Origin of the sequence: Bacteroides sp. Marseille-P8574, from assembly GCF_902825465.1 — a bacterium.
Lineage (GTDB): Bacteria > Bacteroidota > Bacteroidia > Bacteroidales > Bacteroidaceae > Bacteroides > Bacteroides uniformis.
This window is the reverse complement of the sequence record NZ_CADEBE010000001.1, coordinates 2,126,739-2,140,629: the sequence shown is the minus strand read 5'-3', so window position 1 is coordinate 2,140,629 and position 13,891 is coordinate 2,126,739. Positions and strand designations below refer to the sequence as shown.

The window sequence follows — 13,891 nt, the reverse complement described above, 5'->3', positions numbered from 1 at the left end:
AGACATGAAAAAATATAAATCAATAGTAGTGTCAGCTTTTTTATCACTTTTTATGGTGATGGAGACTGGCTGTAATGATTTTCTTGATAAAGCTCCGGATGATCAGTTGACTATGGAAATGATTTTCTCGGATAAGGTTAGAACAGAAGATTGGCTGGCGGGTGTGTATTCATCAGTCCCAAGTCCTATGTGGGGATATTTTAAGGATCAAGGTTATAATATTATGGGAGATGATATAACTATTCCTCAGGATTGGAGTCCTTACGGTTGGGCTAATGTCTATGCCTATACTACAGGTAATTGGAGCCCAATATCCGACTGGAATCCTAATTATTGGGTGGAGCTTCCCAAAAGAATACGTGCGGGGTTAATTTTTTTGGAGAAAGTAAGAGTCATACCTGAAATAGATTTGACGGAGGCTTATGTAAATCAGATGAAGAATGAAGTTCGCTTTCTGATAGCCTACTATTATTCATTGATGATTGAGTTATATGGACCTATTCCATTTACTCCTGGAGTGATTTATCCGGTAGATGCTTCGGAATCAGAGCTAATGACCCCTCAGGTTCCTTATGACCAGATTGTTGATTGGATCGATAAAGAACTGCTGGACGTTTCAAAAAATTTACCGGCAGTTTATCCTAGTAATGCAGATTGGGGTAAAGCGACTTCTATTATGGCTTTGGCCATTAGGGCAAAAACATTACTTTATGCTGCAAGTCCGTTGTTCAATGGTAATCCTGATTTAAAGGATTGGAAGAATTCCGAGGGGGAAAATTTGTTTGCTTCTTCAGAAGATATCAATAAATGGAAAAGAGCTGCTGATGCTCATTTGGAACTAATTAATGCTGCAGAAGCTGCGGGGTATAAACTATATTATGAAAAGAATCCGGATGGAAGCATTGACCCCTTTATGTCTTATTACAATATGTCATTGAAGCGTTTCTCCGATAGAAATACTGAAATTATTTTTGGTAGGCCTTTCAATCAGGACCTTGAGTACTGGCAAGATCACCACTTGCCCAAAGGTATCAAAGGTAATGCTGCAATGGGAGTGACTCAGGAGTTGGTAGATGCTTTTTATATGAAGAATGGTGAGGTTCCTATTTGGGGCTATAATGAAGACGGATCGCCGATTATCAATCCTAATTCTGGCTATGTAGAAAAAGGGTTCTCCACTGAAGCTGAGCTGCGATATACTCAATGGCCGGGAGGTGGTCCTACAGCATTGAGCAATAAAGAAACTGGTATGAATCCTATAACAATGGAAGGCACATACAATATGTATTGTAATCGTGAACCTCGTTTCTATGTATCGGTGATATATAATAATGCCTGGTTAGGGGTTGCCAATCGGAATGTGAACTTTTTGCAGGGTGGTTTGGATACAGATATGACCTTTGATTCCCCTCAAAATGGTTATAATGTAAGAAAGCGTATTTCGTTGGATGTATCTCCTATTGATAAGAAATATACTTATCAACCCGGTATCTTGTATCGGATGGCTGATGCTTATCTGGGATATGCCGAGGCATTGAATGAATATTTGCCGTCTCCGAATGATGATGTTTATAAATATGTGAATTTGATCAGAGAAAGGGCTGGAATTCCGGCATTGAAAGAAGGGCTTAACAAAGAGGAGATGCGTGCTGCAATTCAGCAGGAGCGTCGCGTAGAATTCAATTGTGAAGGTGTCCGCTTCCATGATATCCGTCGTTGGAAACTTGGAGAAAAGTATTTGGGTGGTAAATTGTACGGAATGAACCATGATGGTTCTGAAAGAAGCGATGATGACAGTAATCCAAAAGCTTTCTATAAGAGAACTTTTTATAAGAGCCGTACCTTCAACAAAAGAATGTATTTATGGCCTGTTCCACAAAAGCAGATGGATATAAATCCTAAATTGAGACAGGCTCCCGGATATCAATAAAATAATAGAGAATGACTATGAAATCAATGAAATTCATTTTTTGGATGATGGCGTTGACATTTCTTGCATTGACATCTTGTTCGGATGATAATGATGTGGATTTGTCTAACCGTAAATTTGTACGTATTGACCAATCGTCAGTCTACTTGACGGTTGGTGAGAAAATTAAAGTCACTGCAACTGTCGATGAAATAGCAGGTGAGTCATATAAGCTGTTATGGAGTGTGCTTGATCCCAATGTGGCGACTGCTGAAAGTTTAGATGGTAATGCAGGTGCTATCACAGCTATTGCTGCAGGAAAAACGATTATAAAAGTGGAAACTGCAGATAAAAAATTGATGTATTTTGCTGACTTGACAGTTACCGAAGGTGAAAAATCTGTCAAAATTTTGACTATTGGTAGTGGATTGGCCAATGATGCGACTGCAAATTATTTGTATGATATAGCTAAGGATGCTGGTATTTCTTTGGTTATAGGTAATATGTATGTTGAAAACGCTTCTTTGGAAGACCATGTAAAGAATGTTACAGACAATCAGGCAGTATATCAGTATAATCGTATTGCAGTAGATGGTAGTTCGAGTATTCAAAGCAACCAGTCCTTGAAAAGTATAATTAAAGGTGAAAACTGGGATTATATTGCATTTGAAGAATCAATGGCTATGGCTGGTCTGAAGGATGGATATCAAACATATTTGCCGCAGCTAATGGAACTTGTGGATAGTCTGGCTACCAATCCTGATGTGAAGTATTTGCTGCATCAACCTTGGGCTTATGCAAAGTCTGCTGCCGAAGATGGTTTTGCCAATTATGACAGAGATCAGTTTAAAATGTATAATGCGATTGTAGAAGCTGTATGGGCAGCCAAGGAATCATCGGTACAGATTGATTTAGTTGTGCCTGTTGGAACAGCTGTTCAGAATGGTCGTACAAGTTATATCGGTGAAGATATGTTACAAGATGCTTTCCATTTGAATGCAAATACAGCTAAATTTGCTGCAGCATGTACTTGGTTTGAAGCATTATTCGGAAAGAATGAAGTTTCTTATAGTCCCGATAACTTGATTGGATATGATGTGAAACTGTCAAAGGCGGCTGCACACAATGCTATTGTCAATAGTAAAATAATCACTGAATTGCTGGACTATAAGGAATCTCCTGCTCGTATTTACATAGACTTTGGTCCTATAGAATCTCCTGCTCCGTTTAATAATTATCGGTTCCCAGGTGATCCTGCACTGGAAAACTTGAAAGATGACAAGGGAAACACTACGCCGTTCTGCCTGGTGGTAGAAAAAGGCTTTAGTGGTACTTTGGAACGTGGTTTGGAAAATACATTGGGCTTCCCAAAGACTGCTTCTGAAGATATGTTCTTTAGTGATGGTATAACCATTCCTGTAAGTAGTTTCAAGATGTCCGGTTTGACTAAGGGGGAAAAATATACATTTACTTTTTATGGACATATAAACGATAGTAATACACAGACTGAATATCGAGTTATAGGAGCTAATGAAGGCTCTGCTTGCTTAGTGAACGATTTCAATCCGGACAGAGTAGCAGCTGTAAAAGGTATTGAACCGGTTGAAGACGGAACTGTCAATATTGAATTGCAACCAGGTCCTGACAACACCCAATGGGCTAAATTCTTTGGTATAAATGTTATGGTGGTAATGCCCGAGGGGAATTGATTGGATTTTCATGGATAGTATAGAATAACTTTTATTATTAATCCTTTCATTGAAAGGGAAAATGGCAAGAAGGGGTGCTAGGAAGCAAAATATCCCTTCCTGCCTTTTCTCTATCAATGGATTTATAAATTAAATGTAATGAATATCAACAAAAAAAGTTTCTTGATTTTCTTGTTCGCTTTTCTGCTGGCAGGGATGTATGTTACAGCTCAAACCCCGTACAGATGGACAGATGAGTTGGAATTGTTGAAAAGAGTGGATAAACTGCCCGAGTATCGTACCGGTTCTTATGTGGAGCAGTTTTCGAGTTATGACAGAACATGGGGTAACGACGATGGTTTTGCCGGAACTTATTCTTTCCTCCGAAAGGAAGGGGATAAACTGGTGATTGCAGAAATGGAGGGCCCTGGAGTAATTAATCGTATTTGGACGCCTACACCGACAGATAATATGCTCTATTTTTACTTTGACGGAGAAAAGGAACCTGGTTTGAAAATAAAGTTCTCGGATTTGTTTTCCGGTAAGGTTTATCCGTTTACAAAGCCCGTTTGTGGCAATGAAATCGGTGGTTTTTATTGTTATCTGCCCATTACGTATAAAAAGTCCTGTAAAATTGTTTTCGATGGACCTAAATTGGAATTCATTCAGATACAATACCGTAACCTGCCGGGAAAGAAGGTGGAAACCTATACCGGTGAATTCTCACAGCAGGATAAGGATTTGTTGGCTGAGGTGAATAGAATATGGGCTGACTTGTCTCCTGCTGTAACGAATTATACCTTTGGAAAATCTGCTGGTGTACAGACGGAAGAAAAGGTATTTACACTGAATCCGGGAGAAGAAGTTTCTTTCTTTGAGATGGTAGAACCGGGACGTATTGTAGGTATGTCGATTGATGGCGGAACATCTTTCGAAGGTTTATACAAAGATGTGATTCTTTCAGCTAAATGGGATAATGAGAAGGTGGAGGCTATTTATGCCCCCGTTGCTGATTTTTTTGGATATGCCTATGGAAAAGGAGCAATGCGGAGTATCTTAATGGGTAAGCAAGGTACTTCCAACTACTGCTATCTGCCAATGCCTTTTGACAAGTCAGCTTCTATGAAGATGATTTATAAAAAGAGAGAAGGTGTTCAGCAATCTCCTATTTCTGTAAACGTTAAAGTGTACTATAACAGTAATAAGCGTAATGTGAAGGAAGAGGGCAAGTTCTATTCTGTATGGCGTAGAGAGAAAACTCCTCTCGGTATTTTCCATAAGTTTGCTGCACAAAAAGGGAAAGGACATTATGTAGGAACCATCCATCAGGCACAAGGCCTGCGTCCAGGCATGACCTTGTTCTTCGAAGGGGACGACAGCACTTACGTAGATAATAAAATGCGTCTGCACGGCACCGGTTCCGAAGACTATTACAACGGTGGCTGGTATGCTTTATTGGATCGTTGGGACAGAGGAAACAGCCTCCCTCTCCATGGTTGCCTGGATTATTCACTTCCGATGGCCAGAACCGGTGGATACCGTTTCTTCTTGGCCGACAAAATGTCCTATGAGAAGGAAATCTATCATGGAATGGAACATGGTGAAGTAAAAAATAATTTCCCGGTAGATTATACATCTGTTGGATTCTTCTATGCAGCTCAGCCATTGCAAGGCAGAGAAGAGCCTACTGCTGAATTACGCACTGTATATCAGCCGACAGAACATATTTATTTCCCTCAATTGATGCAGCTGAGTCTTGGTGGAGGTGTCCAGGTAACAAATGAGCGTGGAATCCGTATGACCACCCAGCATGGAGGAGTAGTGCGCATCATGCTGAACGATGTACCCGAAGGAAAATATAAAGTGCTGATAAACTATTTCGAGAAACCGAATGGTGCCGACTTCCAGGTTTGGCAACGCCAGAAGCAACTGTCCGGATGGATCTCTACTAAGAAGGACAAAGAAGTGTCTAAAGACAGAGTACATGTAGGAGACATCAATTTGACGGAACAAACCAATTCGGTTACTTTCCATGTGAGAAATAATAACGGTGGGGACCAGTTTGAACTGGGACTGATTATCCTGGAAAGAATAAAGGAATAGATGTGGGAATGTGTACTTGTATATGGAATTGATAAGAATGAGAACTAAACAAATTTTACTGTTCGGGCTTGTTACCTGTAGTTTGACGGGCAATATGGCTTGTAAGGATGCTGATAGTGAAAAAACGCTGTGTATTGATAATGTACGCATGATATCCCGTGTCACGGGTGATCCTTTGCCGGGAGATACATTGCTGAATCCCAATAATACCGGACCTGACTTTGATGTATATGGAACGGATTTGGGGTTAATGTGGCATATGGATGGAAACCGTGTGGGCATGTTTTTCGGAGATACCAGTGGAGAAGGTTTTGTCGTGAATAAAAATGGTGGCAATGGTTCCAACTGGCGTTCCAACGTACTGGCTTTTTCATCGGATACAGAGCTTACAGACGGTCTTAAAATAGATTCAATGCTGCTTGATGCTGATGGTAAGGCGCTTGAGGTATGTGCGGGCGGTAAGACGAATCCGGAGGTATACCAGACTTCCATCCCTACGAGTGCTATTCGGGCCGGTAAAACGGATTGTGTCCATATTATGAACATCTATGATTGGGGAGCGCCTCATGGACGCTGGCTTACCAATTTTTCTTCTGTCTATACTTCCAATGATGACGGTCGGACATGGGAGCGGCGTGAAGAGGTGACTTTTTCTCCCGACAGTCATTTTTCGCAAGTGGCTTATGCCAAATGTGACGGATGGATTTATATGCTCGGCACACAGGCCGGACGTGGTGATGCTGCGTATCTGGCGCGTTTCCTTGAGAAAGATCTTCTGGATATGAAGGCCTATGAATACTGGAACGGTGAAAGTAAAGAGTGGATACGTGGAAATGAGGCTGCCGCTACTCCGGTATTGAGAGGTCCCGTAGGAGAAGCGTCGCTGATATGGCACAAGAAGTTTGAGCGTTGGATTCTGACTTATAATTATGATCCGAATCATGACGAGACTCCTTTGACCAAAAGGCATGCCATTCTTTATTGTACATCGAAGGATCTCGTCCAGTGGAGCGAGCCGAAAGTATTGGCGGAAGCGGACAGATATCCAGCTTTGTATTGCGCTTACATACATCCGTTGAAAGATAATGATGACCAGCTTTGGTTCATCATGTCCATGTGGGGGCCGTACAATGCTTTCCTGATGTGTGCCGATATGAAGCTGGAATAATAATCACTTGACTTGAATTGGATATGAAGCTTAGGAATTTATTTTTATTAATAGCTCTCTCGTTACCGGTTTGCTTGTCTGCATAGACAAGCAAACAAATCTATCTGCAACGAGCCGATTCTTTGCTTCAGCAGATACTTACTCTCTATAAAGTGGAGAAGTATGGCCTGCTGACGGAAACTTATCCAAGAAACCCGGAGCAGAGAATTACATATATGGCCAATACCGGCGCTGTTGTTAACCAGCAGGAGGTCTCTTTTTTGTGGCCTTATTCAGCCTTGGTATCCGGTTGTGTTTCTTTGTATAAGGTTTCCGGGCAAAAGAAGTACAGAAAACTGATGGACCGGCAGATAAAGCCGGGACTGGACCTTTATTGGGACTCTACCCGGATTCCCCATTGTTACCAGTCGTATCCGGCTTTTGCAGGTCATAATGATCGTTATTACGATGACAATGACTGGGTGGCCATTGATTTCTGTGATTACTATGAACGGACTGGTGACAAGGAGTATCTGGAAAAAGCCATCCAGCTGCATGACTATATTTATTCCGGATGGTCCGAAGAGTTGGGGGGAGGAATCTATTGGTGCGAACAGAAGAAAGAATCAAAAAATACTTGTTCGAATGCTCCGGCTACTGTTCTCTGTATGAAGCTGTTTAAGTTGACTAAGGATGCAAAATACCTTGAGCAAGCTAAGAAGACCTATCAATGGACCCGTGACAATCTTTGTGACCCTTCTGACTTTGTATATTGGGACAACAAGAATTTGCAGGGAAAAGTGGATCCGGCCAAATATACTTATAACAGCGGGCAGATGATTCAGGCCGGTGTACTTCTCTATCAGGCAACTGGAGAAAAGCGTTACCTGAAGGAGGCGCAGCAGACAGCCGAGGGTTCCTGCCGTTTCTTTCTGAAGGTACAGCCTATTGCAATAGGAGAGATGAAATTCTTCCCGGGAACTCCTTGGTTTAATGTAATCTTGTTCAGAGGCTTGAAGGCACTATATCTGGTTGATAGGAATGAGGCGTACATAAAGACCATGATTGAGAATGCGGATTATGCCTGGAACTATACGCGTGATGAGAATGGCTTGTTTAGTAATGATTGGTCGGGCCACAGAGAAGAGCAGTTCAAAAGTCTACTGGAGAATGCTTGTATGATTGAGCTTTTCGCCGAGATCAGCGAATTACAATTTAAACACAATAAACAATAGATAAACAGAAAATGAAAAAACAGATTGCAGTATTGGTATCTGCCTTGCTAATGGGTGGCGGTACCTATGCTCAGAATGATGCTCAGGCGCAAAAACCGAAAGCCTACATGGTGTCTGATGCACATTTGGACACACAGTGGAACTGGGATATCCAGACCACAATTAAGGATTATGTATGGAACACGATCAGTCAGAATTTGTTTCTGCTGAAGCAATATCCGGAATACATCTTTAATTTTGAAGGTGCGGTCAAGTATGCTTGGATGAAGGAATATTATCCGGCGCAATACGAAGAGATGAAGAAATTCATAGAGAGCGGTCGTTGGCATATTAGTGGAGCCAGCTGGGATGCCACTGATACACTGGTTCCTTCCATAGAGTCTGCGATTCGTAACATCATGCTCGGCCAGGATTATTACCGGAAGGAATTCGGTGTGGAGAGCACGGACATTTTCTTACCGGACTGTTTCGGTTTTGGCTGGACACTTCCTGCCATTGCGTCCCATTGCGGACTGATCGGCTTCTCCTCCCAGAAGTTGCAGTGGCGCAACAAACCGTTCTACGGTAACGACAAATATCCTTTCACTGTCGGCTTATGGCAAGGTATAGACGGCTCTACCATCATGATGACTCATGGATATGATTATAACCAACGTTTTGAGGACGGGGACCTGTCGGAAAACAAGGACTTGTTGGAATTGACCGGCCACTCTCCGCTTCACATGGTCTACCGCTATTACGGTACGGGAGACATAGGCGGTTCACCTACATTGGAGTCTGTACGTGCCGTAGAGAAAGGCTTGCAAGGCAATGGTCCGTTGCAGATTGTCAGTGCCACGAGTGACCGGATATATAAAGACTTCCAGCCTTACGCAAGCCATCCGGAACTGCCCAAGTTCAACGGTGAACTGTTGATGGATGTTCACGGTACCGGATGTTATACTTCTCAGGCTGCCATGAAGCTGTACAACCGTCAGAATGAGCTTTTGGGGGATGCAGCGGAACGCTCTTCCGTTGTAGCCGAATGGCTGAACCAAGCTTCCTATCCCGGAGCTGCATTGACTGAGAACTGGCAGCGTTTCATTTTCCATCAGTTCCATGATGACCTTACGGGAACAAGTATACCGCGGGCTTATGAATTCTCATGGAATGACGAGTTGATTTCCCTCAAGCAGTTCTCCGGTATTCTTACTTCCTCCATTGACGCTGTGGCAAGAAAGATGGATACCAGGGTGAAAGGGATACCGGTGGTGCTTTACAATGCGCTTGGATTCCAGGTTTCCGATATGGCAGAGGTGGAACTTGCCTTGCCAAAGAAACCGAAAGGGATTACCGTATATGATATGAATGGCCGGAAAGTGGCCGCCCAATTGCTGTCCTATGCTGACGGTAAAGCCAGACTCTTGATAGAGGCTATTGTGCCCGCTACCGGTTATGCGGTATATGATGTCCGTACTTCTGGTCCGTCGGCTGACACCCGGGTATCTGTGGATTCCAATGCATTGGAGAATTCCATTTATAAGATAACGCTGGATACAAAGGGTGATATCGTTTCGTTGTTTGACAAGAAGAACGGCAAGGAGCTGGTGAAACCCGGTAAATCCATTCGTCTGGCACTCTTCACGCAGAACAAGTCCTACATGTGGCCTGCTTGGGAGATCTTGAAGGAGACTATAGACCGGGAACCGGTTTCCATCACAGAGGATGTGAAGATGACACTGGTGGAGGATGGTGAGCTGCGCAAGTCACTCTGCATCGAGAAACGTTATGGAGAGTCACTCTTCAAGCAGTACATCCGTTTGTATGAGGGTAGCCGTGCCGACCGCATAGACTTTTACAATGAGGTGGACTGGCAGTTGTCCAATGCTTTATTGAAGGCCGAATTTCCTTTGAACATGGCAAATACGGAAGCCACCTACGATTTGGGACTTGGAAGTGTGAGGCGGGGCAACAATACGGAGACTGCCTACGAAGTCTATGCACAGTATTGGGCCGATTTGACTGACCGTAGTGGAAACTATGGCATATCTGTCTTGAATGACAGCAAATACGGCTGGGACAAGCCGGACGACAACACCCTCCGCCTGACCCTGCTGCATACCCCCGAAACAGACAAGGATTATGCTTACCAGAACCGCCAGGACTTCGGGCATCATTGCTTTACATACAGTCTGGTGGGTCATGTCGGTGGACTTGACAAGGCTGTCACCATAGAGAAGGCGGAGATATTGAACCAGAAGCTGAAAGCTTTCCGTACCGATAAACATAGGGGTACATTGGGTAAGGAGTTCTCTTTCGTCTCTTCCAATAACCGCAATGTCATTATCAAGGCATTGAAGAAAGCCGAGAACTCGGATGAGTATGTAGTGCGTGTCTATGAGATAGGCGGTGAGAAGGTGCAGGATGCGGTACTTTCTTTTGCAGGCGAAATTGCCAGTGCCTACGAAGCGGATGGCACTGAAAAGAGTATCGGTTCGGCCGAATTCAGTGGAAACGGGCTGTCTGTAAGTATAAAGCCTTATTCTATAAAGACATTCAAGGTACGTTTGAAGTCATCGGGCGAGGACGCTTATCAATTGCAATATGCCTCTTTACCGTTGTCCTATAACTGTAAATGTTCCTCATTCAACGAGTTCCGCGGTGAAGCTGATTTTGAGTCGGGTTATTCGTTTGCGGCAGAACTGTTGCCCGAATCCCTGACTGTAAACGGGATTCCTTTCCAGCTCGGCGAGAAAGATGCCGCCAACGGAATGACGTGCAATGGTGATACTATTGTTCTACCGGAAGGTAAAAAGTATAATAAACTGTATTTTCTGGCTGCCGCTACGGACGGGGACTATGCCGCCACTTTCCGGTGCGGAGGGAACAAGAGTGAGGTCATTGTACCTTCCTATACCGGATTTGTCGGACAGTGGGGACATTCGGGACATACCAAAGGTTATCTGAAGGATGCCGAAGTGGCTTATGTGGGAACTCACCGCCACTCTCCTACAGCCGATGAGGCCTATGAGTTTACCTATATGTTCAAGTTCGGTGTTGATATTCCGGCAGGTGCTGCCAGCCTTATACTTCCGAAGAATGAAAAGGTTGTTCTTTTTGCTGCCACATTGGTGGAGGAAACTCTGAAACCCGTCCAGGTTGCCACTAGCTTGTTCCATACAGCCATCCGTGACAATGAGATGGAGTTGAACAGTGTGGAGGTGGAAAAAGAAAATCTGTTGAAGGACGCGAAGATTATCGCCTATTCCGGCTATTTTAATGATAATGAGAAGCCCGAACGCATCGTTGACGGGGATGTCGATACCAAATGGTGTGAAGTGGGAAGTGCGTTGAACTATGTGGATTTTGATTTGGGTGAGGCGAAAATTGTGAGCGGTTGGAAACTGGTGAATGCAGGCCGTGAGGACAAAGGGTACATTACTTCCGCTTGCTTCCTGCAAGGCAGAAACAGCCAGACTGAAGAATGGAAGACACTTGACAATATAGATGGAAACCGGCAGAATGTCGTATCACGTATGATTGACACTCCGGCGCAGGTACGCTATGTACGCTTGATGATAACCCGTCCTATGCAGCATGCAGGAGGAAAGGTGTTACGCATCAATGAGATGGAGATTTACTAAAATAATCGGTTATGATGAAAAAACTAGTTTTTGTAATTCAGTTGATATTTCTCTATAGCGGTTTGGCTATGGCCGACCCGGTTATCTCTCTTAAGACATTGTTGCATGAGATGACAGACCGTTCCGTGCTGGCGCGTTGGCCCGAAAATGCCTATACGTGTAAGCAGTTCAGCAGCTACGACCGTAGTTCGCATAACATGACGGATAAGCGTGCCTGGTTTGGTAATTTCGACCAAGGACAGTTTATCCGCCAGGAAGAGAACGGAGGGAGGACGGAATATGTGATGATGGATGCCGAAGGCCCCGGTGCCATAGTTCGTTTCTGGATGACTTTCTCCGGCATAAATCGGGGACAAGGGACTCTGCGTATCTACATAGACAATGAGGAAAAACCGGTAATTGAAGGCAATGTACGTGATATATTGAGCGGGCAAGTCCTTTGTGGAGAACCTCTTTCAACTTCAGTACCCGATGAGGCTCCGATGGAAGAAAGAGGGCATAATTTATATTTGCCCATACCTTATGCCAAGCGGTGCAAGGTGACTATCGAATCGCCGGACTTGAAGATTACTCCGGATGGGAAAATTGAGAGTAAGACCATTGTATACTATGCTATCAATTACCGCACTTATACTTCTCCGGTCAAGGTGATTTCTTTCTCGGCCAAAGAGTTGAAGAAGAATGCCCGGCTGATAGCTGCTGTCAATAAGAAGCTGTCGGAAGGAACACCTGGTATTGATACTCCGCTTGCGGGAAGAGAAAGTACGCTCAATCTGGCGGCTTCTCTGGCTCCGGGTGAAAGCCGTAGTTTTACGATTGACGGCTCTCGTGCCATTCGTCGTCTTTCGATGCGGATTGATGCCGATGACCGTCGCCAAGCACTTCGCTCTACGGTCTTGTCCATTGCCTTTGATGGGGAACTAACTGTCTGGGCTCCGGTCGGTGAGTTTTTTGGGGTAGGCTATTATCCCGTTGCAACTGGTACGTGGTATACGCGGGCCGTGCAGGATGATGTGATGAGTGCATGGTGGGTGATGCCTTTCGAGCGGAACTGTACGATTACCTTGACCAATTATGGGGAACAGCCGGTGGAGATATCCAAGGCTGCTGCAGTTAGTGGAAAGTGGCAGTGGGATGAGCGCTCCATGCACTTTGGTACCACATGGCAGCAGTTTACGCATATCCATGCCCGGGGCGATGAGTTTGCCCAGGACCTTACGTTTGCCGATCTTAAAGGTAGGGGCGTGTATGTGGGAGATGCGGTTACTGTCTATAACCCCAACTTGGGTTGGTGGGGAGAAGGAGATGAAAAGGTGTATGTGGACGGTGAAACCTTTCCGTCACACTTTGGAACGGGTACAGAAGATTATTATGGCTATGCCTGGGGGCGCTATGAACCGTGGATAAACCATCCTTTTGTTGCCCAACCCATAGGAGATGGTTGTTATGCTCACATAGGTTTGGCGCAGAATACCCGTGTTCGTAGTTTGGATGCGATTCCGTTTACCCGGAGCCTGCGCTTTGACATGGAGTTATTCGATTGGTCGAATATACACCTTAATTATGCTCCGATAACCTTCTGGTATATGCTTCCCGGAGGCGAAATACAGCCAAAACCCTTTGTGAGCGATGTACGCGAACGGGTTGCCAACCAACCGTCAGATATTTTCGGTTCAGGGATGAGTCTGGTTGTGGAGGGCGAAGTCATGCAGCCTCGTCCGGGGCATATGGGTTCCGTTGAATTGCAGACCAACTTCCACCCCTTGTGGAGTGAGGGTATGCAGCTCTACTGGAAAGAGTTTAAACCGGGAGATAAGCTGTCATTGGTTTTTGACAGTGAAGTGGAAGGAACTTATTATGCGAAAATACAGTTCACTGTGGCGCCTGATTATGGTACATTTGCCCTTCGTGTAAATGATAAGGTGATTACTCCAGAAGTCAGTCTGACCAATGGAGAAGTGTCTCTGCTTTTGGTGAATCTTGGGCGGGTCAATTTGAAAAAAGGAAAGAATGAGTTGCAGATTGAGTCGATTGCACTGGCTCCGGGACATGATACCGGTTTCTTTGGGATTGATAAGTTGACTCTTCGCAAATAATTCTGTAGACGTCTCTATCGCAGGGATTGTACTTGTATGGATAGCTTTGGATAAATAAAAGTCCAAGGCTATCTTTTTTGTATCAGTTCT

The 13,891-nt window shown here is 44.2% G+C and carries 7 protein-coding genes; all 7 read left to right on the top strand.

Annotated elements, in window-relative coordinates; translation table 11 throughout:
- Positions 1-4: 4 nt before the first annotated feature.
- The 7 genes from HUX74_RS09070 (at position 5) to HUX74_RS09040 (ending at position 13,801) form a co-directional block, all read left to right on the top strand.
- Positions 5-1,930: a RagB/SusD family nutrient uptake outer membrane protein gene (locus HUX74_RS09070; protein ID WP_174646536.1), complete on the top strand. Its 1,926-nt coding sequence runs from the start codon at positions 5-7 to the stop codon at positions 1,928-1,930.
- 17 nt (positions 1,931-1,947) lie between these two features.
- Positions 1,948-3,618: a DUF4886 domain-containing protein gene (locus tag HUX74_RS09065; RefSeq protein WP_174646535.1), complete on the top strand. Its 1,671-nt coding sequence runs from the start codon at positions 1,948-1,950 to the stop codon at positions 3,616-3,618.
- 138 nt (positions 3,619-3,756) lie between these two features.
- Positions 3,757-5,700, top strand: coding sequence for a glycoside hydrolase family 172 protein (locus HUX74_RS09060; RefSeq protein ID WP_174646534.1), 1,944 nt, complete (start codon positions 3,757-3,759; stop codon positions 5,698-5,700).
- Positions 5,701-5,722: 22 nt separating this feature from the next.
- Entirely contained in the window at positions 5,723-6,868 is a 1,146-nt protein-coding gene (locus HUX74_RS09055; RefSeq protein ID WP_022400933.1) for a DUF4185 domain-containing protein, read from the top strand.
- Between the two features lie 98 nt (positions 6,869-6,966).
- Positions 6,967-8,082, top strand: coding sequence for a glycoside hydrolase family 76 protein (locus tag HUX74_RS09050; RefSeq protein WP_174646752.1), 1,116 nt, complete (start codon positions 6,967-6,969; stop codon positions 8,080-8,082).
- 11 nt (positions 8,083-8,093) lie between these two features.
- Entirely contained in the window at positions 8,094-11,705 is a 3,612-nt protein-coding gene (locus HUX74_RS09045; protein ID WP_174646533.1) for a glycoside hydrolase family 38 C-terminal domain-containing protein, read from the top strand.
- 11 nt (positions 11,706-11,716) lie between these two features.
- Positions 11,717-13,801 (top strand): DUF2961 domain-containing protein, encoded by a 2,085-nt coding sequence (locus tag HUX74_RS09040; protein WP_174646532.1) that lies wholly within the window; start codon positions 11,717-11,719, stop codon positions 13,799-13,801.
- Positions 13,802-13,891: the final 90 nt, after the last annotated feature.